The following is a 22,097-nucleotide window of genomic DNA, read 5'->3' on the forward strand; positions in this document are numbered from 1 at the left end:
GTTCCCGTGACAACGCGGACACGGAGGAGGGCCGGGTCATGGACCCGGCCCTCCTGTCGTTAACTGATCAGTACGTGCCGTCGAGCTGACCGCGCAGCTTGGTCAGCGCCCGGGTCAGGAGCCGCGAGACGTGCATCTGCGAGACGCCGATCTGGTCGGCGATCTGCGACTGGGTCAGGTTGCCGTAGAAGCGCAGCGTCAGGATCTTCTGCTCGCGCTCGTCGAGGGTGGCCAGTGCCGGGCCGAGGGCGACCCGCAGCTCGGCCAGCTCGAACTCGCTGTCCTCGCCGCCGAGCATGTCGCCCAGCTCGGTCGCCCGCTCGCCGTCGCCGGTCGGGGTGGACAGCGACACCGCGTTGTACGCGCGGGCGCCCTCCAGGCCCTCCAGCACCTCTTCCTCGGTGAGCTTGAGGTGGGCGGCGATGTCGGCGACCGTCGGCGAGCGGCCGAGGGTCTGCAGCAGCGAACTGTTGGCGTCGGAGATGGCCAGACGCAGCTCCTGGAGCCGGCGCGGCACGCGGATGTCCCAGGTGCGGTCCCGGAAGTGCCGCTTGAGCTCGCCGATGATGGTGGGGATCGCGTAGCCGGCGAAGTCGACGCCGCGGGAGGGGTCGAACTTGTCGATGGCCTTGATCAGGCCGACCGCGGCGGTCTGGGCCAGGTCGTCGGTCGGCTCGCCACGCCCGCTGTAGCGGTGGGCCAGGTGGTTGGCCAGCGGCAGCCAGGCCTCGATCGCGCGGTCCCGCAGGGCGGCACGCGACGGGTGGTTGGCGGGCAGCGCGGCCATGGCGTTGAGCAGGTCGGCGGCACTGTCGGTGAGGGCGCGCGGGTCAAGCTTGGTGCTCGCCTTGGCAGCGGTGTTCGGCTGCTCGGTGATCGTTGAAGCGGTCATGGGTGGTCCTCCCTGCACCTCGTCCGCGGACAAAAAAGGTGTGACGCTTTGGTTTAGCTTCCTATGGGCCGTTCGGGACCCACCTTAACCTGATCGTCTCGCGGAAATCTAGCCGAAAGGCTGATGTACTTAAGGTGTGTCGAACCACAAAAGGGGCGAACGCGGCGGAAGTCGAGAGGACTGTGAGGGTCCTTACCCATTTTTCGGCCATGTCTTGCCGCCCGTTCATCCCTCGGTTTCGAGCGAACGGCCTGCGGCCCGCGCCGAGCGGTCAACATGAAATCCGACAATGGGGCAGCAGTGTCGACTATCCGTCCTTGTCCCGCCGGTGGGACCGGCCGTAGCGTCGGTGTACACACCCGGTTCGGAGGCACCGTGCTCGATCCAGCCGCTCCCCAGCTCGTCGTGAACAGTCGGACGCTCTACTTCAGCTGGCTGCCGGCGGACCCGGACGCGGTCGCCGCACTGGTCCCGGCCGGCCTGTGCCCCCGCCCCGACCGCCAGGTGTTCCTCAACCAGTACATCGTCGAGGATGAGACGCAGACCTCCGGCTTCGGCGCGTACACGCTGACCTATCTCGGCGTCTCACTGCTGGGCGTCGACGCCCCCGACGGCCTCAGCCCGGGCGGTTGGTGGACCCACTACGTGGCCTCCAGTCGCCTGGTCCGTGAGTACGCTGCCGCCCGCGGTGCCCCGGTGCTCGCCGGCCGCACCCGGATCGAGGTGAGCGGTGAGGAACTGCTCTCCGAGACGACGATCGACCGGACGCCGTTGATCCGGGCACGGTGCCGGGTGGGGGAGACCGGTCACGCGATCAGCAGCGGGCACCACCGCTACTTCACCCGTCGGGACGGGCAGCTCCTCAGCTCGGTCTACCCGTTCATCGCCGAGCCGGTCGCCCCGTTCGAGATCGAGTCGGTGGAGTTCCTCCAGCCGGGGCACCCGACGTACGCGCTCCGCCCGGACAACCCGCTGACCATCGGCTTCGGCTACTACTCGCCGCGCTCCTCGTTCGCCTACCCCGGTGGGCTGAGCGTGCACCCGACGGTCGCCACGGCACCGGAGCCGGCCCGAGCGGTTCACCAGGTGCCGGCCAGCCTCGCCCGCAGTGGTCTGCCGTCCGGGTCGTAGACCAACCGGTACACCGGCAACGCCCAGGCCCGGGTAAACCACGGCAACCGCTCGGGGCGGTGCGGGCGCAGCCGTCCGGGCGGTCGCTCGCCCACCTGGCCGTCGTCGTACCACTGCTGGAGGGCGTCGGCGGCGGCCGTGACAGCCGCGACCGCGTCCGCCGGGTCGAGCAGGTCGGCGTCGTCCGCGCCGGCCGGGTCCCGGTCCAGGTGCTCGCGCCAGAGCCGCAGCCGCAGGTCCCGGGCGAAGGTGCGCGCACCGTCGCCCTGGCCGGCCGGGTCGGTGGGCTCCCGCTGGTCACGGGTGTCGTCGAGCACCGCGCAGGACAGCTCGCTGTCGTGCGTCCAGGAACGGCGGTTGAAGTTGTCGCTGCCCACGCTGGCCCAGACGTCATCGACCACGCACACCTTCGCGTGCACGTAGACCGGGTCGCCGGCGTGGTTCTCGACGTCGAACACGTGCACCCGGTCCGGTGCGGCCCGTTCGCACAGCGACAGCGCCTGCTCCCGCCCGACCATGTTCGGCGGCAGCGCCAGCCTGCCGTCCACGTCCGGGTGGCGGGGCACCACGGCGACCAGGTGCAGCTCCGGGTTGTCCCGCAGGGCGTGCGCGAACAGATCCGCGACCTCGGCGGACCAGAGGTACTGGTCCTCCAGGTAGATGAGCCGGCGGGCGCGGCGTACCGCCTTGGTGTAACCCCGGGCCACGGTCCGCTCGCCGTCGGGCGCGAACGAGTAACGCGGGCGGACGGCGGGGTAGGTGCGCAGCACCTGGATCTGGTGCGGACCGCAGGGCGGCGGGTCGGCCGGTTGCTCGGGCAGCGGGTCAGGGCGGAGGTCGGCACCGCGCAGCCGATCCCGCAGGTAGGCCATCGGGTTCTCCGAGTCCAGGGGCATCGGATCGGTCCAGCGTTCCCGGAACAGGGTGTCCAGAGCGCCCACGACCGGACCACGCACCGCGAGCTGCACGTCGTGCCAGGGCGGGTTGGGCCCGTAGCGGGGGGACATCTGCACCGGCTGCGGGTCGCCATGATGGTCGGCGTCGTCGCGGCGGCTGTGGCACAGGTCGATGCCGCCGGCGAACGCGATGTCCCGTTCCGGTGCGCCCTGGTGCCGCAGCACCACGAGCTTCTGGTGGTGCGACCCGCCGCGCCGGACCCGCTGGTCGAGCAGCACCTCGCCGCCGGCTGCCGAGATCGTCTCGCTGAGGTCGCGGTTCTCCGCCTCGCTGTAGGCCAGCACGTCGAGGTGTGAGCGCCAGATCAGCCCCTTGACCACCACGCCGCGTTGGGCGGCCTGGGCGAAGAGCTGTGCCACGGTCGGGCCGTCCGGGCGCAGCCGCTGGTCCGGGTCGCCCCGCCAGTCGGTGAAGAACAGGTGATCGCCGGGGCCCAGAGCCTCCACCTCGTCGACCAACCGGTCGAAGTACGCGACGCCGTGAATCAACGGCTCGGCGAGGTTTTCCCTGGTCCAGACGGGTAACCCAGACACCGGGTTGGCGCGTTCCTCCGCGGTGAGGAACCAGTCCTGCAACGGCAACGTCCAGCCCCCCTGGAGGTCGGCAACGTCCTCACGGTAGGACCCCCGACGCGGGTCCGCATGCCGGGCCGGCAGACCGGCCCCTGGTCAACGCCATCGGAAGCGACGCGACAACAGCCGAGGAGGCCACACCATGCCCCGCGACACGACGAATCCCGTGACCGAGTACCGCGAGCCGGCGGTGGAGAGCGAGCGGGGTGCGCTGGTAGCGGTGTTGGTGATGGTGATTCTGGGGGTCGCCGGGATTTTTGCGGTCTCCTGAGGCGGCGCTGGCGCCCTCGTGATGAACCGGGGGCGCCAGCGCCGATCTCAGTGGTGACGCGGGGTCAGGGCCGGGTGCCCTGGCCGTCGGTGTGCGGCAGTCGCTCGGTGGGGATCACACCGAGCCGGCCGGCCTGGAAGTCCTCGAATGCCTGGAGCAGCTCGTCCCGGGTGTTCATCACGAACGGGCCGTACTGTGCCACCGGCTCCCGGATCGGCTGGCCACCCATGATGTAGAGGTCCAGCGCGGGGGTGCTGCTGTCCTGCGCGGTGTCGGCGCTGAACCGCAGCGCGTCACCCGGGCCGTGCACCGCGAGCTGGCCGGTACGCACCGGCCGCCGGTCGGTGCCGACCGTGCCGCGACCGCCCAGCACGTACACCAGGGCGTTGAAGTCGGGCTGCCAGGGCAGGTCGACCTGCGCCCCCGGCTGCACTGTGACGTGCGTGATGGTGATCGGGGTGAAGGTCGACCCCGGGCCCCGGTGCCCGGCGATCTCGCCGGCGATGACCCGGATCAGCGCGCCACCGTCGGGCGTGGTGAGCAGCGCCGACTCCCGACCGCGGATGTCCTGGTAGCGGGGCGGGTTCATCTTGGCCGAGCGGGGCAGGTTGACCCAGAGCTGGGTGCCGTGGAACAGCCCGCCGCTCACCACCAGGTGCTCCGGCGGCGCCTCGATGTGCAGCAGCCCGCTGCCCGCCGTCATCCACTGCGTGTCGCCGTCGGTGATGGTGCCACCACCGCCGTTCGAGTCCTGGTGGTCGAAGACCCCGTCGATGATGTAGGTGACGGTCTCGAAGCCGCGGTGCGGGTGCCAGGGGGTGCCCTTCGGCTCGCCCGGCGCGTAGTCGACCTCGCCCATCTGGTCGAGGTGGATGAACGGGTCCAGGTCGGTGGTCGACACCCCGGCGAAGGCGCGACGGACCGGGAAGCCCTCACCTTCGAAGCTGGTGGGCGCTGTGGTCACCTTGCGCACCGGGCGGAAGGTGGTGGACTCCTCCAGCCGGGGCAGGCGGGGCAGGACGAGGACGTTGTCAACGGTGATCGCGGGCATCGAGGGCTCCTAGCTCGTGGCGTGGGTTGTCGAGCCGGCCCGGGACGCCCGCAGGCGGTCACCGATCCGGCCGAAGACCCGGGTGAGGCAGGCGACCTCGGCGTCGTCGAGGTCGTCCATCAGGTAGGTGCGCACCGACGCCAGATGGTGAGGTGCGGCATCCCGCAGGGCGAGCAGCCCGGCGGCGGTGAGGACCGCCTCGCTGCCGCGTCGGTCGTCCGGGCAGGGCTCCTTGCTGACCATGCCCCGGCGCTGCATGGAGGAGATCTGGTACGTCAGGCGGCTGGGCGAGAAGATGAGCCGGCTGGCCAGCTCACCCATCCGCAGCCGCTGCCCCGGTGCCTCCGAGAGCAGGACCAGCACGTGGTAGTCGGCGAAGCTGAGATCGCTCTGGGCGCGCAGGTCCTCTTCCAACTGGGTGTAGAGACGCTGGCTGGCCTCGATGTAGGCGCGCCAGGCGGCCTCTCGGGTGCTGTCCAGGCTCTCGGTCATGCCCACGACGATAGCACTACTTAAAAATTTAACTAGTGGCGTAACGCGTCACCTGGGTCACGTTTTCCGCCGTGCGGCACCCGGTCGTGCAGCTTTGAAGGAAATCGACGCTAAACCGGCGGCGCTGTGGTGACGTGATGTGCCAGACTCCGGCCTCGTGGAACACGTGCAACTCACCGCCGCCGACCTGTTGCTGCGCCCCTGGCGCGACGAGGACGCCCCGGCGGTCCGCGACGCCCTGCGCGACCCGGCGATCGCCCAGTGGAACCCGCAGGGTGGCGACCCGATCGACGACGAGGTCGCGCTGCTCTGGGTTCGCCGCCGGGCCGACTGGTCCACCGGTGGCCATGTCTCGATGGCGGTGACCGCGCCGACCGACGGCGAACTGCTGGGCTCGGTGTCACTGCACCGCATCCACGACGGCGACGCGTCCATCGGTTACTGGACGGTGCCTGCGGCGCGTGGGCGTCAGGTGGCGGTGCGGGCCGTCGTCCGGCTCACCGACTGGGCGTTCACCGACCTCCGGCTGCACCGGGTGGAGCTGTGCCACGCCGTCGCCAACCCGGCCTCCTGCCGCGTCGCGGACCGGGCCGGCTACGCGGCCGAGGGGACGCTGCGCGAGTCGTACCGCTACGGCGACGGCCGCCGCTACGACGAGCACCTGCACGCCCGCCTGGCCACCGACCCTCAGATCACTCGTTGACCTTGCGCAGGAACGCCGCGAGGGCGGCCCGGACGTGGTCGATCCTCTCCGGCAGGGGCAGCGGGTCGGGCATGGGCGGCCCGGCGTGCTTCTTCTTCCGCAGATAGAGCGAGCAGGCCAGGTCGGAGCACATGTACGTGCCCACGGAGTCGCCCTGCCGTCCACCCGGCCCGGCCTTACGGGCGGTCATCAACGAGACGCCGTCGCCGAGGTGTGTGGTCAGGCAGAGCGAGCACATGCTGCGCCGCACCCGCCCGATCTGGTGCGTCGCGGCCCGCAGCGCCACGCCGACGAGTTTGCCGTCGGACTCGGCCAGCAGGTAGGCCCGCTGCGGTGCGGCCGGGTCCCGCCAGCCGAAGAAGTCGAGGTCGTCCCAGGGGCGAGTGCCAAGATCATTTGGTACGGCCATCCGCTTCGCCTCACCCTGGGTGCAGTTGACGAAGGCCTTGCGGATCGCGGATTCGGTCGGCTGTAGCATAGGTAGTAGCCTAGCCCTCCTAGGCAAACGATTATTGCGGCTAGGTTTGGGGTGTGGTGCATGGCACGTGCAGGGGTTACCGCCGAGCGCCTGACCCTGGTCGCCGCCGACCTGGCCGACGAGGTGGGCGTGGAGAACGTGACCGTCGCCGCGCTCGCACGCCACTTCGGGGTCAAGGACGCGAGCCTGTACTTCCACATCAGGAACGCGCGGGACCTGCGGGTCCGGATCGCCCTGCTGGCCCTGGCGGAGCTGGTCGACCGGGTGGCCGCCGCCCTCGCCGGCCGGGCCGGCAAGGATGCGCTGGTGGCCTTCGCCAACGCCTACCGGGACTACGCGAGGCAGCACCCCGGTCGGTACGCCGCGATGCAGATCGACCTCGACCCGGAGACGGCCGCGGCGAGCGCCGGTGTCCGGCACGCCGAGATGACCCGGGCCATCCTGCGCGGCTACCGACTCTCCGAGCCGGACCAGACCGACGCGGTACGGATGATGCACAGCACGTTCCACGGGTTCGTCAGCCTGGAGAAGACCGGCGGCTTCCGGCACACCCCGCGTCCGACGGACGACTCCTGGTCCCGGACGTTGGACGCCCTCGACGCCGTCCTGACCAACTGGCCGCCACGCTGAAGTGCCGCCGCGGGACGGCATAGGCTCGGTGGCGTGGATGATCTGGAGCTGGCCGACTGGCGGGAGCGGGTCGCCCGGCTGTACCTGTCCGACGTCGACCTGACCGGGTTCCGGGCGGGACGCGACGAACTCTTCGCCACCCACCCGCAGAGCCCGATCCCACCGGCGGAACGGGTCGGCTTCTTCGGGGTGCGCTACTTCCCGCCCAACCCGGACGCCGTGGTGGAGGCGCCCCTGCGGGCGGCCAGCGGAGAGCTGCGGATCGACACCGGCGGTCCGGACGGGGTGGTCGCGTACCGGCGGGTCGCGGTGGCCGAGACACCGTGGGGGCCGCTGACCCTGTGGTGGATCGAGGCGTACGGCGGCGGTCTGTTCGTGCCGTTGCGGGACGGCACCTGCGGGCGGGACACCTACGGGGGAGGCCGCTACCTCACCGACACGGTGAAGGGCACCTTCGGGCGGGGCGTCGAGCTGCTGCCCGGCGACCGGGTCCGGCTGGACGGCAACTACCTCTACAACCCGAGCTGTGCCTACGACGACCGCTGGGCCTGCCCACTGGCACCCCCGGAGAACCGCGTCGAGGTCGACATCCGCGCCGGGGAGTTGACGTACCACGACTGAGCGGCCGCCCCGGCGTACTGCCGGGACGGCCGGTCGATCGTCGCTCAGCGGGTGTTCGCGGCCGGGTTGGGCATCTGCATCCGGCCCAGCAGCTGGCGGGCCTGGTCGGCGAACTGCGCGTCGACCGTCACCGCGTACTGGCCGGCCCGCAGTGAGCTGGCCGAGGTGAAGTCGCGCTGCCCGCCCGTCATCGCGTGTGCGACCGCGCCGAACACGGCGCCCCAGATCGCACCGATGACCAGCCCGACCAGGATCACCGCCAGCCAGTTGCCGACGGTGAAGATGCCGAACAACAGGCCGATGAAGAGACCGAACCAGGCGCCGGTGCCGGCGCCGAGCAGGCCGGCGCGACCGGTGGTCATCCGCCCGAGCACCGACTCCACCAGGGTGAGGTTGGTGCCGACGATGGCGCTGTGCTCCACCGGGAACCGGTTGTCGGCCAGATAGTCGACGACCCGCTGCGCGGCCGGATAGTCCGGGTACGAGCCGATCGTCACGGTTGGCGGCCCGGCCTGCGGTCCGTGACCGTCACCGGCCGGTGTCGCCAATCGGCCGGCCGGCCCGGATGGAAGCAGGTCGCCACCCTGTGTGCCGGGCCGCCACGCGGCGGTCGGCCCCGAAGCTGACGTCATGAGCATCCTCCCTCGTCAGCTTCCCGGGTTCCCGGCCATGCCGAGCGGTAACGCCGTCCAGCACGGTGAGTGTCGTCCCCGAATGGGAGGAATGTGCGCGGGCGGCCCGGGTAGCCAGTCAGGTGGAGAGCGGACAGATCAGTGACTACGGGTTCCTCGCCGACGGCCGCAGCGCGGCGCTGGTCGACGCCGCGGGCTCGGTGAACTGGTGGTGCCCGGGCCGGTTCGATGCCCCGTCGGTGTTCGGGCGGCTGCTCGACGACGGCGCGGGGCACTGGTCGATCCGACCGGAGGCCGACTTCACTGTCGAACGCAGCTACCTGCGGGACACCCTGGTGCTGCGGACCGTCTTCCGCACCGCGAAGGGGGAGGTCGCGCTCACCGACGCGCTCGCCTTCGAGCCCGGCTCGCGAGGTCACGACATCGGGATGCACCCACCGCAGGTGCTGGTCCGCAGCGTGCAGGGACTCTCCGGTGCGGTGCCGATGCGGGTGCACTATCGGCCGCGCTTCGAGTACGGGCGCACCATCGCGTACCTGGTCGAGCGGGAGGACATGCTCGAGGCCATCGCCGGGGCCGCGCGACTCACGTTCCGCGGCAGCGTGCGGTTGGCGTGCGGCGACGATGGCGATGCCGCGGCGACGTTCACCGTCCGCGCCGGCACGACCCACAACTTCACTCTCGGGTACGCCCCGACCTACGACGCCCCACTGCCGGAGGTGCCGGACGCCGACCAGACGATCGCCGACACCGTCGCCGGCTGGCGGTCCTGGGCCGACGAGCACGACTACCAGGGCCTCTACGCCGAGGAGGTGCGGCGCAGCGGGCTGGTGGTGCAGGGCATGACGTACCGGCCCAGCGGCGCTGTGGTGGCCTCGGTGACCACCTCGCTGCCGGAGAAGCTCGGCGGGGACCGCAACTACGACTACCGCTACGTCTGGGTGCGCGACTTCAGCCACACCCTGCGGGCGCTGTGGCGGTCGGCGTGCTTTGACGAGGTGCGGCGGCAGTTCGCCTGGTTGGGCCGGGCGATGGGCCGGGTCAGCGACCAGCCGGTGCCCATCATGTACGGGGTGCTGGGGGAGCGGGACCTCACCGAGCATCGGCTGGACCAGCTCGGCGGTTACCGCGACAGTCCGCCGGTGGTGACCGGCAACGACGCGTGGCGGCAGCGGCAGAACGACATCTACGGCGCGGCCATGGACGCCGCCTGGCTGATGCGGGACCAGCTGGAGCCGTTCGACAGGGACGTCTACCACCTGCTCCGGGTGCTCGCCGATCAGGCCGAGCAGGACTGGAAACAGCCGGACGCGGGGATGTGGGAGGAGCGTGGTGTGCAACACCACCACGTGTCCTCGAAGGTGGAGTGCTGGGTCGCGCTGGACCGGGCGGTCCGCTTCGGCGACCAGCTCGGCGGGCCGCAGGACCTGGCCCGCTGGACGGCGGCCCGGGACGAGGTGCGCGCGGCGATCCTTGAGCGGGGGTGGAGCGACCGGCTCCAGTCGTACACCGGGGTTTTTGATTCCGACGAGCTGGACGCGTCGGTGCTGGTGATGCCGCTGGTGGGTTTTCTGCGGGCCGATGACCCGCGGATGCGCTCGACGGTCCGCGCGGTGGAGCGGCGGCTGTCGCACGACGGCCTGCTGCGGCGCTGGGACGGCGACCCGGCGGGCTTCGTCATCTGTTCGTTCTGGTTGGTGAGTTGCCTGGCGTTGGCCGGTGAGCGGGACCGGGCGCACGCGTTGTTCCGCGATCTGGCTGGTCGGGTCAACGACCTGGGCCTGTTCGCCGAGCAGATCGACCAGCAGACCGGGGAGCAGTTGGGCAACTTTCCGCAGGCGTTCTCGCACATCGGCCTGATCAATGCCGCCGGTGTGCTCACCGACGTCGAGCAGGACCCGACGTTGCGCGAGTGCGGGATGCCCCCGGCGCATTTCACGCCGCGTCGCTGACCCGTACTTTCGTCCAGACCTTGACAACTTTCGATTCGTTGACGTGAAGTTCTATCGCCTTCCAGTGAAAGACGTTAATGTCCGGGACACACCGCGGTGCTCCTCCAGTCGGCGGGAGCGGCACCGAGATCCCCCGGACAGCTGGAGGTCTCGTGTCCCGCACTCTGCGTCGACGTCTCGTCGCCGCCACCACCCTGTTCACCGTCCTCGCCACCCTCAGCCTCGCCCCGCCGGCCACCGCACGCGGCGGCACCGAGAAAGCGGCCACCGCATCTCCGGCCCGGGCCGCCGCTGCCCTGGCGCCGCCCGCCACCGTCGGGTTCGAAAAGATCGCCCTCGACGGCGGGCTCTCCATGGGGGAGCCGATCGAGTTGGCCGTCGCCCCCGACGGCAAGGTCTTCTACATCAATCGAGGCACCAGCAGCGGCGGCGGCCAGGTCCGTCTCTACAACCCGGCGACCAGATCCACCACTGTCGCGCTGACCCTGCCACTGGACGCCCGCTTCGAGGACGGCCTGATCGGCATCACGCTGCACCCGAGCTTCGCGAGCAACCGCTGGGTCTACCTCTTCTACTCGCCCAAGGTCACCCCGTTGGTCAACCGGATCAGCCGGTTCACCTTCAACCCGTCCACGTTGCTGCTCGACCCGGCCAGCGAGGACCTGCTCATCGAGTGGCCCACCGAACGTGACCTGTGCTGTCACTCGGCCGGCTCGATGAGCTGGGACACCGCCGGCAACCTGTACTTCGCCGTCGGCGACAACACCAACTCCGGCGGCGACTCCGCCGGGATGGCCCCGATCGACGAGCGGACCAGCCGCAACGCGCAGTACGACGCCCAGCGCACCTCGGGCAACACCAACGACCTGCGCGGCAAGATCAACCGGATCCATCCGGAGAACGACGGCAGCTACACCGTCCCCTCCGGCAATCTCTTCGCCGCCGGTACCGCTCGCACCAGACCGGAGATCTACGTGATGGGTGTCCGTAACCCGTACCGGATCTGGGTCGACCGCAAGGCCAACAACACCCTCTACTGGGGCGAGGTCGGCCCGGACGCCGGCGTCGACCTCGCCAACCGTGGCCCGGCGGCGTACGACGAGTTCAACCGGGCCGCCGGACCCGGCAACTACGGCTGGCCGTACTGCGGCGGTCCCAACGTCGCCTACAACGACTGGGACTTCGCCACCGCCTCGCCGCGCGGCTGGTTCCCGTGCGGCGGCTCGACCGGCCCGGTCAACAACTCCCCCCGCAACACCGGTCTCCAGCAGCTTCCGGCGACGAAGCCGGCGCTGGTCTGGGAGCAGCACGGCGGCAGCGAAGACTGGCCCGCGCTGGACAACCCGGGTGGGTGCGGGTCGCCGAACCACGTCGAGGTCTACCACTACGACCCGAACCTCGTCTCGGACGTGAAGTGGCCGGCCTACTACGACAACAAGTGGCTGATCTCCGAGTACTGCCGCAACTGGATCAAGGAGGTCCAGTTCGACAACGGCAACCCGGCCACCGGCGCGCCGACAGTGATCGAGCCGGTGCTCGCCGGCATGAGGTTCGTCCACCCGATCGACTGGCAGTTCGGCCCGGACGGCTCGCTCTACCTGCTCGAATACGGAAGCGGCTACTTCTCCGGCGCCGCCGACGCCGGTCTATACAAAATCAACTACGTGCAGGGTGGCCGGTCGCCACTGGCCAAGGCCACCGTCAACAGGGACAACGGTCTGGCGCCGCTGGCCGTGACCTTCTCCAGTGCCGGCAGCTCGGACCCGGACGGTGACCCGCTCACGTACGCCTGGGACTTCACCGACAACGGCAGCACCGACTCGACCGCCGCGAACCCGTCCTTCACGTACTCGGCCAACGGCAGCTACAACGCCCGACTCACCGTCAACGACGGCACCGGCCGCAGCGCCACCACGTTGGTGCCGGTGGTGGTCGGCAACAACCGGCCGACGGTCACGGTGAACGGGCTGCCCGCCGGCGGTCTCTTCGACTGGGGGCAGGACCTGACCGTGAGCGCCACCGCCAGTGACCCGCAGGACGGCACGCCGGCCTGCTCGGCGGTGGTCGTCCGGGCCGCGCTCGGCCACCAGGAGCACGCCCACGAGGAGGGGGAGGGCACCGGCTGCGGCGCGACCTTCAACACCGGCCCGGTGCACGCCGGCCCCGACTCGGTGCTGTTCTTCGTCCTGCGAGGCAGCTACACCGATCGCGGCGCGACCGGCTCGACCGGCCTGACCGGCGAGAAGGAGATCATCCTCTACCCGAAACAGTGGCAGGCCGAGCACCTCGTCCAACTCAACGGGCCCAAGGTGATCGACCAGGCGGCGGCCGAGGGCGGCAAACGGCTCGGTGACATCCAGAACGGTGAGAGCGTCCGACACCACGCCGTGAGCCTCAAGGGCATCACCGGTGTGCGGGCTCGCGTCTCCTCCGGCGGCCCCGGGGGCACCCTCTCCTTCCGGTACGACTCACCGACCGGCACCGAGGTCGCCCGGATCGCGGTGCCGAACACCGGCGGCTGGGACAACTACACCGAGCTGAGCGCCACGGTGACCAGGCCCGACGACGGCACCCACGACCTGTACCTGGTCGTCACCGGTGGCACCGGCGCGTTGCTGGACGTGGACAGCTACACCTTCACCGGCCCGGGCGTCGGCACCGGCGGGGCGCGCACCGGTGAGGTCAAGGCCCTCGGCAAGTGCGCGGACATCGCCTCCAGCCAGACCGCCAACGGCACCAGGGTGCAGACCTGGACCTGCAACGGCTCCGCCGCGCAACGCTGGACCCTGCCCGGCGACGGGACGGTGCGCGGGCTGGCCAAGTGCCTGGACGTGAAGGCGAGCGGCACCACCGACGGCACGCTCGTGCAGCTCTACGACTGCAACGGCAGCGGGGCCCAGCAGTGGGCCGCCCAGCCGGACGGCAGCCTGCGCAATCCCCAGTCGGGCCGGTGTCTGGACATCCCCAACTCCGACCTCACCGACGGCCGGCAACTGCGGATCTGGACCTGCAACGGCACCGGGGCGCAACGCTGGACCCTGCCGTGACCGGCCCCTGACCGGTTCGTGTCCCCGCCGTCCGCCCGCGTCCCCGGGCGGGCGGCCGGGACGCGGGGGAGAATGCCGGGATGCGGTTGGTGCTCACGGCGGACACCCACGTACCGAAGCGGGCCCGGGACCTTCCCGGGCCGCTCTGGGCGGCGATCGAGGCGGCGGACGTGGTCGTACACGCCGGTGACTGGGTGGACGAGGCGTTGCTCGACGCGATGACCGCGCGGTCGCGCCGGCTGATCGGGGTGTACGGCAACAACGACGGGCCGGCGCTGCGCGCCCGGCTGCCGGAGGTGGCCCGGGTCGAACTCGACGGCCTGCGCGTCGCCGTGGTGCACGAGACCGGGCCACGGACCGGTCGCGAAAAGCGGTGTGCTGCCCTGTTTCCCGATGTCGACCTGCTGGTCTTCGGGCACTCCCACATCCCCTGGGACACCGAGGCGCCCGGCGGGCTGCGGCTGCTCAACCCCGGCTCACCCACCGACCGGCGCTCGCAACCGCACGCCACCTACCTCAGTGCCACCATCAGTGCCGGCCGCCTGGCGGAGGTGGAGCTGCACCGGCTGACCCGCGGCTGACCACCGGCCCACGGTGCTGGTCCGAAGCGTGATCGACTCCGCTTCCTTGATCTCGCGGTGTCCAGGTCTCGCGGACACCCCATGGTCCCGGAAGCGGAGTCGACCACTGACTACTGGCCCCGGCCCGTCTCGGCCTGGAGTTCGTCGATGCGCTTGGACGCCTCGGCCTTGGTCAGGTCGTCCGGAAGGTCCGCGTTGGCCTCACGGGCCAACGTGTTCAGGTAGGACTCCTGAGCGGCCGTGGGCGGCTCGTCGCCGGTGACCCATTCGTCCGGGTCCTTGATCGCGGCATTCTGGTCGGCCTGCTCGTTGCGGCGGTCCGTCATTGTCATCATCCTTTCTTCGAACAGGTGTGCCAGTACCCTGATCGTCGGTGGTTCATGCCGGGCCGTCGCCGCCACCTACGATCACCGGATGAGGGTGGACCGAACGCGAGTGGTGGTGGTCGGGGCGGGCATCGCCGGGGTGGCCTGTGCGGTCGAGCTGACCCGTGCCGGGGTGCCGGTGCAGGTCCGGGAGCGAGGCCACGTCCGTGGCGGCCGGATGGCCACCAAACGCTTCGAGGGCCGGCCCGCGGACATCGGCGCCGCGTACTTCACCGCCAGCGACCCGGACTTCGCCGAGGTGGTCGAGCAGTGGCGCGCCGCCGGGCTGGTCCGCGAATGGACCGACACCTTCCAGGCCTACGACCGGGCCGGCCGCCAGGAGGTGCCCGGGCCGATGCGCTTCGCCGCACCACGTGGGCTGCGCTCCCTGGTCGAACACCTGGCCAGCGAGGTGCCGGTCACCGTCGACCGGCTGGTGCTCATCGTGGAGCCCGGGCCGACAGTGGACGGCGAGTCGTGCGCGGCGGTCGCACTGGCCATGCCGGGGCCGCAGGCCGCCCTGCTGCTCGACCCGGCCCTGACGGCCGCCACCCAGGTCGTCCAGGCGCAACGCTGGTCGCCGACGCTGGCCGCGGTGCTGCGGTTCCCGACCCGCCGCTGGCCGGACTTCCGGGGCGCGTTCGTCAACGACCACCCGGTCCTCAACCTGGTCTGCGACGACGGCGACCGACGCGGCGACGGCGCGCCGGTGCTCGTCGCGCACACCGTGCCGGAGTTCGCCGCCGGGCATCTGGCCCAGCCCACCGGGGCCGGCCCGGCCATCGAGCAGGCCGTCCGGGACCTGCTGGGACTGCCCGAGGACGCCGCCGACGTGCACGTGCACCGCTGGACGTACGCGAAGCCGACCAGCGACGCCGGCGGCGACACCTACCACCTGGACCCCGACGGGATCGGTCTGGCCGGCGACGCGTTCGGCAAGCCCCGGGTGCAGAGCGCTTGGCGCTCCGGCCGGGACCTCGGCCGTGCCCTGGTCGCCCGCCTGACCTGAGCGGCGTGCCCGTGCCCCTTGGCCGCTGTCGTAGGACCCTGGCCCCGGAGCGTTGACGCAGGCCTAGGCGTGCCCCGCCGCGACCGGCCGGGGGTCGTCGGTGTGCCGTTCGGCCGGGTCGGAGGTCCGCTCGCCCTCCCGGTCCAGCAGTTGCATGACCGGAGTCGCCGTGATGCCGTGCACCACCACGGAGACGAGCACCACCAGCCCGACGGTCGCCCAGAGCAGCTCGGCCTGCGGGAAGTCGGCCTTCGTGGTGGCGTACGCGAGGTAGTAGAACGAGCCGACGCCCCGGATGCCGAACAACGAGATGACCCAGTGCTCGGCCGGCCGTCCTGGCGCGCCGCGCAGCGACAACCAGCCGATCAGCGGTCGGATCAGGAACACCAGCGCCAGCCCGACGGCGGCGGCCGACCAGGTCAACGGAACCAGCAGGCCACCGACGATCGCGCCGCCGAGCAGCAGCAACAGCACGAGGGTGAGCAGCCGTTCGACCTGCTCGGCGAAGTCGTGCAGCACCGAGTGGAACTCGCTGGTCCGCTCGGCGGACCGGATCGCCCGGGCGGCCACGAACACCGCCAGGAAGCCGTACCCGCCGACCACCTCCACCAACCCGTACGCCAGGAACGTGGCGGCCAGCGCCAGGAAGCCCTCGGCGTGCCGGGCCAACCGCAGCTTGCTGGGCGCGCGGAAGAACAACTTGCCCAGCAGCCAACCGATGAGAAGGCCACCGCCGACGCCGACACCCACCTTCCAGAGCACGTCCACGGTGAACCACTCGGCGAACCAGTCGCGGGGGGCGAGACTCGTCGAGGCGATGGCGATCGCGGCGTAGACGAACGGAAACGCCAGCCCGTCGTTGAGACCGGCCTCGGAGGTCAACGCGAAGCGGACCTCGTCCTCGGAATCCTCCACGTCGGTCGGTTCGCCGACCTGCACGTCGGCGGCGAGCACCGGGTCGGTCGGGGCCAACGCGGCGCCCAACAGCAGCGCGGCGGCCGGCACCAGCCCCGCCCACCACCACCCGAGCAGGGCCACCGCCGCGATGCACAGTGGCATCGCGATCGCCAACAGCCGCCAGGTGGACGACCACCGCCGCCAACTCAACGGCCGGTCAATCTTGAGCCCGGCCCCCATCAGCGCGACGATCACCCCGATCTCGGTGAGGTGGGTTGTCAACTCCGGGTGGGCCAGCGGATCCGGTGTCGGTAGCCCCACCGGCAGCAGGAAGACCAGCATGCCGAGGGCGAGGAAGGCGATCGGCATGGACAGGGGACGCTGCTCCAACACCCGCGGGAGGATGCCCGCGAGCAGAGCGCCCAGGCCCACCAGCGCGAACGCCACATCTACCGGCTCCACGGCACCACCTTTCAGCCGCACCCGCGAGGCGCGGGCAGGTGGTGACAGACCATGCCCCGCAGGGCCGGTCGCTATGCGCGGACGGGTGGGCGAACCTGAGTGATCCTCACCGGGGTCGGGTGAGCGGCGAGTCCGCCAACTCGCCCAGCAGTGTGGCGGGGTCGTCGTACACCGCCACAGCGCCAGCGCCGGCCAGCTCGCCCCGACTGGTGCCGCCGCAGGTCAACCCCACACACGGGATGTGCAATTTCCCGGCCGCGACGACGTCCCACACCGAGTCGCCGACGAAGACCACCCGCTCCGCGGCCAACCCGGACTGCTCCAACGCGGCGACCAGGATGTCCGGTGCGGGTTTGCTCTGCTTCGCGTCCGCCGAGGAGGTGACCGTGTCGATCACGTCGTCGGCGTCCAGTGCCCGACGGAGCGCATCGACCTCGGGTTCCGAGGCGGAGGTCGCGAGCACCACCCGCAGCCCTCGCTCGGCGCAGGCGCGCAGCAGGTCCGCCGCCCCGGGCAGCGGCGTGAGCCGTTCCCAGTACTCGGCGTACAGGGTGTCGTGCGCGTCGCGCAGCTTCGTGTCGGCGTCGCGGTCCCGCTCCGGGCCGAGCAGGTGATCCAGGAGTTTGTCGGAACCCATCCCGATCGACCGGTGCACCATCGCCATCGGCACCGGCTGATCGGTCTGACGCAGCGCCTCCCACCAGCTCACGGTGTGCAGGTAGGTGGTGTCGACCAGGGTGCCATCGACGTCGAAGAAGACTCCGGCGGGCTCGTCGGTACGCATGGCGTGCTCCTACCCTCGGGGCCTCTCAGGAATGCGCGGCTGGCGGCGTGAGGATCTCGAACCAGACCGTGGAGCCGCGGACCGACGGGTCGGTGCCCCAGGCGTCGCTGAGCTCCTCGATCAGGCCGAGCCCACGCCCACGACTGCTCAACGTGTCGGTGCGGGCCCGGGTCACGGTGCCCCGGGTGCCGGAATCGGCGACCGAGACCAGCAGCCGCTCGGGGCTGAGGTCGATCTCCACCCGGGCGGCGGTGCCGGCGTGCAGCAGCGCGTTGGTCGTCAGCTCGCTGGTGCACAGCACCGCCGCACCGATCACCGACTCGGGCACCTGCCAGTCGGTGAGCTGGCCGGTCATCCAGTGCCGGACCCGGCTGGGGGCGGTCGGCTCCGCGGGCACCTCCATGCTCGCCGAGCGACTCGGCTTGAGCGCGTGCTCGACCGCCAGCACGGCAACGTCGTCCTCGGTGCCGCCCGGAACCGAGGCGGTGGCCACCGCACAGAGGGCACGCGGGTCGCCGCTGCCGGCCTTCGCGACCGCGTCACTGAGGGTGGCCAGCCCGACGGTCAGGCTCTGCCGGCGACGTTCCACCACCCCGTCGCTGAACAGCAGGAGGGTGTCGCCCGGGCGGAACTCGACAGTCGTGGTGCCCGGCCGGCCGCCCAGACCCAGCGGGGGCCCAGCCGGGACGTCCGCGTACTCCGCGTGGGAGCGGCCCTCCGGGTCCCCTCGGCGGATGAGCGGCGCGGGGTGGCCGGCGCTTGCCAGGGTCAGCTCCCGCCGCTCCGCGTCGATCACCCCGAACACCACGGTGACGAACAGCTCGTGGGTGCCGGCCTCCGCGCCCAGGCTGGTCACCAGCCGGTCCAGACCGCCCAGCACCGCGTCCGGTGCCGGGTCGGCCAGGGCCAGCGCGCGCAACGCGGCCCGGACCTGCCCCATCCGCGCGGCGGCCTGCACGTCGTGCCCGGCGACGTCGCCCAGCACCACGCCCAGCGTGCCGTCGGGCAGCAGGAACGCGTCGTAGAAGTCGCCGCCGGCCGCGTTGCCGTCGACCCCCGGGTCGTAACGGGCCGCGATCCGCAGCCGGGGCAGATCTGGCAGGTGCTCCGGCAACATGCTGCGTTGCAACAGCTGGGCCGTGCCGTGCTGGGTCTCGAAGCGGCGGGCCCGCTCCGCGGCCTGGCCGATCAGCTCGGCCGACGCGGCCAGCAGTGCCCGCTCGGCGGGGGACCAGGTGTGCGGAATCTGATAGCCGACCGCCAGCCCGCCGCGGACCACCGAGGTGCCCAGGGGCAGGGCCGCCATCGAGCGGATCTTCTGGTCGTGGCGGTCCACCGCCGTCTCCCGCAGCGGTTGCCCGTCCCGAACGAACGACGGCCCGCCGGAACGCGCCGCCTGCACCACCGGCGTCGACCAGTCAGCCGGGGCGCGTCGCCAGAGTGGGGGAAGTCGTTCGTCGGCCTCGTCCAGCAACTCGCCGCGGACCCGGCGCACCATGCGCCAACCGCCGCCGCCCTCGTCGACCGCGAACGAGACCTGGTCGGGGTCGAACGTGGTGAGCGCGTAGCGCAGCGCCACCCGGGCCACGTCGTCGAGGGTGAGCGTGCCGGCGAGCGCCGCGGCCACCTCGCTGAGGCTCTGCAACTGCTCGGTGACGTGGGTGGTCTCGGCCGCGACCGTCAACACGCCGACGATCTGCCCGGCACTGTCGCGCACCGGCGAGTAGCCCCGGGTGAAGACCGCCTGCTCCACCGTCGGGGAATGCCCACGGACCAGCGGCAGGGTGGACTCCTTCTCCAGGAACGGCTCGCCCTGCCGGTAGCTGCGCTCGATCACCTCACCGACGCCGGGCAGCGCCCAGATCTCCGCGAACACCTCCGCTGCCGGGCGGCCGAGGGCGCTCGGGTGCTTGGTGCCCAGCAACTCGGCGTAGCCGGCGTTGTAGAGCAGCACGAGGTCGTCGCCGTACGCCAGGGCCATCGGCATCGGCGAGGCGAGGATCAGCTCGACCACGACCCGGATCGCCATGTCCCAACTCTCGGGTGGGCCCAGCGGGGTGCCGGCCCAGTCGTGGGCGAGCACGGCAGCGGCCGCACCGGAGCCGGTGGGTGCGCCCGGGCCCGGGGTTGCTGGCATGGGGACTCGCCCGACCGTTCCTGGCATGTCCGCAGCCTAGTCGGCCGACCGGAAAAGGCATCCGATCATGGCCGTGGGCTGGCACGGCCCGATTCGCGGTGGCCGTTCGGGCAGTTCAGGGCCCCTGTTCGGCGGCTTGTCGCAAAAAACGCGGCGCTCTGCGCGGAGTGCCGCACCGGTAGCCGGGTATGCGCCCGGCGCAGTCCATGCGACAGGAGGGACATCATGCTGAAAACCCTCGCGGTCCGGCAGGCCGACATCGGCGATGCCATCGCCGACACCTGGAGGTCGGTGCTGCTCTTCATCCCGAAGGCAGTGGCCTTCATCGTCATCCTCGTGGTCGGCTGGCTCATCGCCAGAGCCGTCCTCAAGATCGTGGATACGGTGCTGGAACGGGTGCACTTCGACCAGGCGGTCGAACGTGGCGGCATCAAACGGGCCCTGGAGAGAACGAAGTACGACGCCAGCGACATTCTGGCCAGACTGGCGTACTACGCCGTACTGCTGTTCACGCTGCAGTTCGCCTTCGGAGTCTGGGGGCCCAACGCGATCAGTGACCTGATCAGCGGCGTGGTGTCCTGGCTGCCACGTGCGTTCATCGCGATCGTCATCGTGGTGGTGGCGGCTGCGATCGCCAACGCTGTCCGGGATCTGGTCACCGGGGCGCTGGGCGGGCTCTCGTACGGCAAGGTTCTGGCCGACCTGACGGCGATCTTCATCATCGCTCTCGGCGTGATCGCCGCGCTGAACCAGGTGGGTATCGCCACCACGGTGACCACTCCGGTGCTGATCGCGGTGCTCGCCACGGTGGCTGGCATCCTGATCGTCGGTGTCGGTGGCGGCCTCGTGAAGCCGATGCAGAACCGCTGGGACGGCTGGCTGGACCGGGCCGCCCGGGAGGCCCGGGCGGTGCAGCAGCAGCGTCAGGCCACGGCGGCCGGACGGAGCGACGTGGAGCGGCAGATGGCCGACCGCGGGGGCGACCGCACCCAGGCGATGCCTCGGGCGGACGAAGCCCAGCAGTACCGCTCGTAAGGGTTCGTAACGGTACGGCGGGTGGGGAGGGTGTTCCGCGTACGACGCGGGGTGCCCTCCCCGCGCGTGTCAGGCCCCGTCGAGCGAGCGGGCCAGCGCGCAGACCGCGAGCAGTCGGGTGAGCAGCCATTCCGGCTCGCTCCAGTCGACCGGCCCACCCGGCGGCGTCCACCCGTGCTCCAGGGCAGCCTCGCGGACCCCCTCGGCGTAGCCGGCGAGCGCCGCGGCGGTCAGCGGTTGACGGTCCCCGTCGAGGCTGTCCCGGACGGCGGCCGCGTGCTGGTCGACGAGGGCCAGCAGCCCCGGTCGCGCCGCGGCGGCGGTCAGCCCGACAGTGCCGATGGAGACGGTGAGGGCGGCCAGGGTGGACCGCGCCGAGTCGACGGCGGTACGGGAGGCGACCCGGGTGAACGGCACACGCATGGTGACCGAGGCTAACCGACTGGTGACCGGGTCTACCTCGGCCGCTCGGCGGATGTCGGCTGCGCCACTGGGCGACCAGGGCTGACCGCGGGGGTTGATCCGGCACAGACGGGGCACCAGGAAAAAGCCCGTGGATGACGGCACACGGCACGGAGGCACGAATGGGACAGCAGCCGGACGGACCGGACGAGCAGCACCAGCGACCACCGGGGGTGAGCGACGAGACGGTCGCCGCGCTCGGCAAGCTCAGCGAGGCGCTGGAGTGTGTGGAGCGGGCCCGGGGGCACCTGTACTCCCTGCACCAGTTGATCGGGCACGCCGACCTGATGCTCGACGACGCGGTGGAGCAGTTCCGCGCCGCCGGGCATCAGCAGCTCGCCGAGCGGATCGCCACCGAGTTGCGGGGTCGTAACGTCATCGCCGGGCGGTGGACGTTCCAGATCGTCGAGGACTTCGACGACGGTTACCACGCGCTGTTCCGCGAGGTGGATCAACAGGCCCGTGACGAGTTGGTGGGCGGGCGGCGCCACCTCTACGAGGCGGAGATGAAGGAGCGCCGCCGCAGTCGGGGCCGGCCGGGGCACGAGGCCCGACCGGTCAGCGAGGGCTAGTCGCCGGTCGCGTTGGCGGGGCGTCGCCGCGCCGCGTCGTCGGCGATGATCACGATGGCCACCATCAGCGCGACGCAGAGGCTGAACAGCCACGACTCGTCGGCGACGAGCCAGGCGGACACGGGCGCCTGCAGCGCGGCGAGCATGAAGCCGAGCCAGGCGAGGCGGCGCTGACGCATGGAGAGGATTCCGGAGCCTTGACGCATCCCGAAATTGTTACGCGAACACGCCGGCTTGCCGTCCTCCGATCGGCCGATTCTGGATGAGCTGTCCGTTTTCTCGACTGTCCGGACACGACTTCTTTGCGCCGGGGGCGCTCGGGTGCCGACGGCGCTAAGGTGCCCCTGCGGCAGGATGGTGTCTC

At 71.2% G+C, this 22,097-nt stretch carries 23 protein-coding genes; 11 read left to right on the forward strand and 12 right to left on the reverse strand.

Annotated features, from left to right (window positions below; genetic code table 11):
* Positions 1 to 67 precede the first annotated feature (67 nt).
* A complete protein-coding gene (locus HNR22_RS29540) occupies positions 68 to 892 on the reverse strand; it encodes a SigB/SigF/SigG family RNA polymerase sigma factor (RefSeq protein WP_088947300.1) in 825 nt (274 codons plus the stop codon).
* A gap of 375 nt (positions 893 to 1,267) precedes the next feature.
* Here HNR22_RS29540 and HNR22_RS29545 point away from each other — a divergent pair, with 375 nt between their 5' ends.
* Complete coding sequence (locus HNR22_RS29545; RefSeq protein WP_179783125.1) at positions 1,268 to 2,023, forward strand: hypothetical protein; 756 nt, start codon at positions 1,268 to 1,270, stop codon at positions 2,021 to 2,023.
* On the opposite strand, the gene HNR22_RS29550 is transcribed toward HNR22_RS29545, so the two are convergent.
* On the reverse strand, positions 1,972 to 3,561 hold the full coding sequence (locus tag HNR22_RS29550) for a phospholipase D family protein (protein WP_179783126.1): 1,590 nt from the start codon (positions 3,559 to 3,561) through the stop codon (positions 1,972 to 1,974). The two genes, HNR22_RS29545 and HNR22_RS29550, sit on opposite strands and share 52 nt — an antisense overlap.
* A 133-nt stretch (positions 3,562 to 3,694) precedes the next feature.
* Here HNR22_RS29550 and HNR22_RS31775 point away from each other — a divergent pair, with 133 nt between their 5' ends.
* On the forward strand, positions 3,695 to 3,823 hold the full coding sequence (locus HNR22_RS31775) for a hypothetical protein (protein ID WP_255508778.1): 129 nt from the start codon (positions 3,695 to 3,697) through the stop codon (positions 3,821 to 3,823).
* A 64-nt stretch (positions 3,824 to 3,887) separates the two neighbouring features.
* On the opposite strand, the gene HNR22_RS29555 is transcribed toward HNR22_RS31775, so the two are convergent.
* Entirely contained in the window at positions 3,888 to 4,874 is a 987-nt protein-coding gene (locus HNR22_RS29555) for a pirin family protein (RefSeq protein ID WP_179783127.1), read from the reverse strand.
* A 9-nt stretch (positions 4,875 to 4,883) separates the two neighbouring features.
* Positions 4,884 to 5,366, reverse strand: a complete 483-nt coding sequence (locus HNR22_RS29560; protein WP_179783128.1) for a MarR family winged helix-turn-helix transcriptional regulator — start codon at positions 5,364 to 5,366, stop codon at positions 4,884 to 4,886.
* Between the two features lie 157 nt (positions 5,367 to 5,523).
* Here HNR22_RS29560 and HNR22_RS29565 point away from each other — a divergent pair, with 157 nt between their 5' ends.
* Positions 5,524 to 6,069 carry a GNAT family N-acetyltransferase gene (locus HNR22_RS29565; RefSeq protein WP_179783129.1) on the forward strand — a complete coding sequence of 182 codons (546 nt, stop codon included), beginning with the start codon at positions 5,524 to 5,526 and terminating at the stop codon, positions 6,067 to 6,069.
* On the opposite strand, the gene HNR22_RS29570 is transcribed toward HNR22_RS29565, so the two are convergent.
* The gene (locus tag HNR22_RS29570; RefSeq protein WP_179783130.1) at positions 6,059 to 6,547 is read right to left on the reverse strand and encodes an FBP domain-containing protein; all 489 of its coding nucleotides are present in this window, start codon (positions 6,545 to 6,547) and stop codon (positions 6,059 to 6,061) included. The two genes, HNR22_RS29565 and HNR22_RS29570, sit on opposite strands and share 11 nt — an antisense overlap.
* A 60-nt stretch (positions 6,548 to 6,607) precedes the next feature.
* Here HNR22_RS29570 and HNR22_RS29575 point away from each other — a divergent pair, with 60 nt between their 5' ends.
* Both HNR22_RS29575 and HNR22_RS29580 read left to right on the forward strand, forming a co-directional pair.
* A complete protein-coding gene (locus HNR22_RS29575) occupies positions 6,608 to 7,177 on the forward strand; it encodes a TetR/AcrR family transcriptional regulator (RefSeq protein WP_179783131.1) in 570 nt (189 codons plus the stop codon).
* A 33-nt stretch (positions 7,178 to 7,210) separates the two neighbouring features.
* On the forward strand, positions 7,211 to 7,798 hold the full coding sequence (locus HNR22_RS29580; RefSeq protein ID WP_179783132.1) for a DUF1684 domain-containing protein: 588 nt from the start codon (positions 7,211 to 7,213) through the stop codon (positions 7,796 to 7,798).
* 44 nt (positions 7,799 to 7,842) lie between these two features.
* On the opposite strand, the gene HNR22_RS29585 is transcribed toward HNR22_RS29580, so the two are convergent.
* Positions 7,843 to 8,430 (reverse strand): YflT domain-containing protein, encoded by a 588-nt coding sequence (locus tag HNR22_RS29585; protein WP_179783133.1) that lies wholly within the window; start codon positions 8,428 to 8,430, stop codon positions 7,843 to 7,845.
* Positions 8,431 to 8,552: 122 nt separating this feature from the next.
* On the opposite strand from HNR22_RS29585, the gene HNR22_RS29590 reads away from it, so the two are divergent.
* The 3 genes from HNR22_RS29590 (at position 8,553) to HNR22_RS29600 (ending at position 14,010) form a co-directional block, all read left to right on the forward strand.
* Positions 8,553 to 10,382, forward strand: coding sequence for a glycoside hydrolase family 15 protein (locus HNR22_RS29590; protein ID WP_179783134.1), 1,830 nt, complete (start codon positions 8,553 to 8,555; stop codon positions 10,380 to 10,382).
* A 152-nt stretch (positions 10,383 to 10,534) separates the two neighbouring features.
* Positions 10,535 to 13,429 carry a ricin-type beta-trefoil lectin domain protein gene (locus tag HNR22_RS29595; RefSeq protein WP_179783135.1) on the forward strand — a complete coding sequence of 965 codons (2,895 nt, stop codon included), beginning with the start codon at positions 10,535 to 10,537 and terminating at the stop codon, positions 13,427 to 13,429.
* Positions 13,430 to 13,509: 80 nt separating this feature from the next.
* Positions 13,510 to 14,010 (forward strand): metallophosphoesterase family protein, encoded by a 501-nt coding sequence (locus HNR22_RS29600; RefSeq protein WP_141908735.1) that lies wholly within the window; start codon positions 13,510 to 13,512, stop codon positions 14,008 to 14,010.
* A gap of 110 nt (positions 14,011 to 14,120) precedes the next feature.
* Here the strand turns inward: HNR22_RS29600 and HNR22_RS29605 are convergent, their stop codons facing one another.
* Positions 14,121 to 14,336 (reverse strand): DUF3072 domain-containing protein, encoded by a 216-nt coding sequence (locus tag HNR22_RS29605; RefSeq protein WP_172861994.1) that lies wholly within the window; start codon positions 14,334 to 14,336, stop codon positions 14,121 to 14,123.
* A gap of 109 nt (positions 14,337 to 14,445) precedes the next feature.
* Here HNR22_RS29605 and HNR22_RS29610 point away from each other — a divergent pair, with 109 nt between their 5' ends.
* Entirely contained in the window at positions 14,446 to 15,384 is a 939-nt protein-coding gene (locus HNR22_RS29610) for an FAD-dependent oxidoreductase (RefSeq protein WP_179783775.1), read from the forward strand.
* A 63-nt stretch (positions 15,385 to 15,447) separates the two neighbouring features.
* Here HNR22_RS29610 and HNR22_RS29615 read toward each other — a convergent pair whose 3' ends face one another.
* The 3 genes from HNR22_RS29615 to HNR22_RS29625 form a co-directional block, all read right to left on the reverse strand.
* Entirely contained in the window at positions 15,448 to 16,743 is a 1,296-nt protein-coding gene (locus HNR22_RS29615; protein ID WP_179783136.1) for a cation:proton antiporter domain-containing protein, read from the reverse strand.
* Positions 16,744 to 16,849: 106 nt separating this feature from the next.
* Positions 16,850 to 17,527, reverse strand: coding sequence for an HAD family hydrolase (locus HNR22_RS29620; RefSeq protein WP_179783137.1), 678 nt, complete (start codon positions 17,525 to 17,527; stop codon positions 16,850 to 16,852).
* 25 nt (positions 17,528 to 17,552) lie between these two features.
* Positions 17,553 to 19,691, reverse strand: a complete 2,139-nt coding sequence (locus HNR22_RS29625) for an ATP-binding SpoIIE family protein phosphatase (protein ID WP_179783138.1) — start codon at positions 19,689 to 19,691, stop codon at positions 17,553 to 17,555.
* 198 nt (positions 19,692 to 19,889) lie between these two features.
* Between HNR22_RS29625 and HNR22_RS29630 the strand changes: the two genes are divergently transcribed.
* Positions 19,890 to 20,699: a mechanosensitive ion channel family protein gene (locus tag HNR22_RS29630; RefSeq protein WP_179783139.1), complete on the forward strand. Its 810-nt coding sequence runs from the start codon at positions 19,890 to 19,892 to the stop codon at positions 20,697 to 20,699.
* Positions 20,700 to 20,768: 69 nt separating this feature from the next.
* On the opposite strand, the gene HNR22_RS29635 is transcribed toward HNR22_RS29630, so the two are convergent.
* Positions 20,769 to 21,122, reverse strand: coding sequence for a DUF6401 family natural product biosynthesis protein (locus HNR22_RS29635; protein WP_179783140.1), 354 nt, complete (start codon positions 21,120 to 21,122; stop codon positions 20,769 to 20,771).
* A gap of 161 nt (positions 21,123 to 21,283) precedes the next feature.
* On the opposite strand from HNR22_RS29635, the gene HNR22_RS29640 reads away from it, so the two are divergent.
* On the forward strand, positions 21,284 to 21,733 hold the full coding sequence (locus HNR22_RS29640) for a hypothetical protein (RefSeq protein WP_179783141.1): 450 nt from the start codon (positions 21,284 to 21,286) through the stop codon (positions 21,731 to 21,733).
* Here HNR22_RS29640 and HNR22_RS29645 read toward each other — a convergent pair.
* Complete coding sequence (locus HNR22_RS29645; RefSeq protein ID WP_179783142.1) at positions 21,730 to 21,939, reverse strand: hypothetical protein; 210 nt, start codon at positions 21,937 to 21,939, stop codon at positions 21,730 to 21,732. The two genes, HNR22_RS29640 and HNR22_RS29645, sit on opposite strands and share 4 nt — an antisense overlap.
* Positions 21,940 to 22,097: the final 158 nt, after the last annotated feature.

Source organism: Micromonospora jinlongensis (assembly GCF_013410645.1).
Lineage (GTDB): Bacteria > Actinomycetota > Actinomycetes > Mycobacteriales > Micromonosporaceae > Micromonospora > Micromonospora zamorensis.

Coding starts and splice junctions, on each gene's coding strand:
- HNR22_RS29635 (WP_179783140.1), bottom strand. CDS start 21,122: ATGCGTGTGCCGTTCACCCGGGTCGCCTCCCGTACCGCCGTCGACTCG.
- HNR22_RS29630 (WP_179783139.1), top strand. CDS start 19,890: ATGCTGAAAACCCTCGCGGTCCGGCAGGCCGACATCGGCGATGCCATC.
- HNR22_RS29645 (WP_179783142.1), bottom strand. CDS start 21,939: ATGCGTCAAGGCTCCGGAATCCTCTCCATGCGTCAGCGCCGCCTCGCC.
- HNR22_RS29575 (WP_179783131.1), top strand. CDS start 6,608: ATGGCACGTGCAGGGGTTACCGCCGAGCGCCTGACCCTGGTCGCCGCC.
- HNR22_RS29600 (WP_141908735.1), top strand. CDS start 13,510: ATGCGGTTGGTGCTCACGGCGGACACCCACGTACCGAAGCGGGCCCGG.
- HNR22_RS29540 (WP_088947300.1), bottom strand. CDS start 892: ATGACCGCTTCAACGATCACCGAGCAGCCGAACACCGCTGCCAAGGCG.
- HNR22_RS31775 (WP_255508778.1), top strand. CDS start 3,695: ATGCCCCGCGACACGACGAATCCCGTGACCGAGTACCGCGAGCCGGCG.
- HNR22_RS29640 (WP_179783141.1), top strand. CDS start 21,284: ATGGGACAGCAGCCGGACGGACCGGACGAGCAGCACCAGCGACCACCG.
- HNR22_RS29585 (WP_179783133.1), bottom strand. CDS start 8,430: ATGACGTCAGCTTCGGGGCCGACCGCCGCGTGGCGGCCCGGCACACAG.
- HNR22_RS29605 (WP_172861994.1), bottom strand. CDS start 14,336: ATGACGGACCGCCGCAACGAGCAGGCCGACCAGAATGCCGCGATCAAG.
- HNR22_RS29625 (WP_179783138.1), bottom strand. CDS start 19,691: ATGCCAGGAACGGTCGGGCGAGTCCCCATGCCAGCAACCCCGGGCCCG.
- HNR22_RS29555 (WP_179783127.1), bottom strand. CDS start 4,874: ATGCCCGCGATCACCGTTGACAACGTCCTCGTCCTGCCCCGCCTGCCC.
- HNR22_RS29560 (WP_179783128.1), bottom strand. CDS start 5,366: ATGACCGAGAGCCTGGACAGCACCCGAGAGGCCGCCTGGCGCGCCTAC.
- HNR22_RS29570 (WP_179783130.1), bottom strand. CDS start 6,547: ATGCTACAGCCGACCGAATCCGCGATCCGCAAGGCCTTCGTCAACTGC.
- HNR22_RS29620 (WP_179783137.1), bottom strand. CDS start 17,527: ATGCGTACCGACGAGCCCGCCGGAGTCTTCTTCGACGTCGATGGCACC.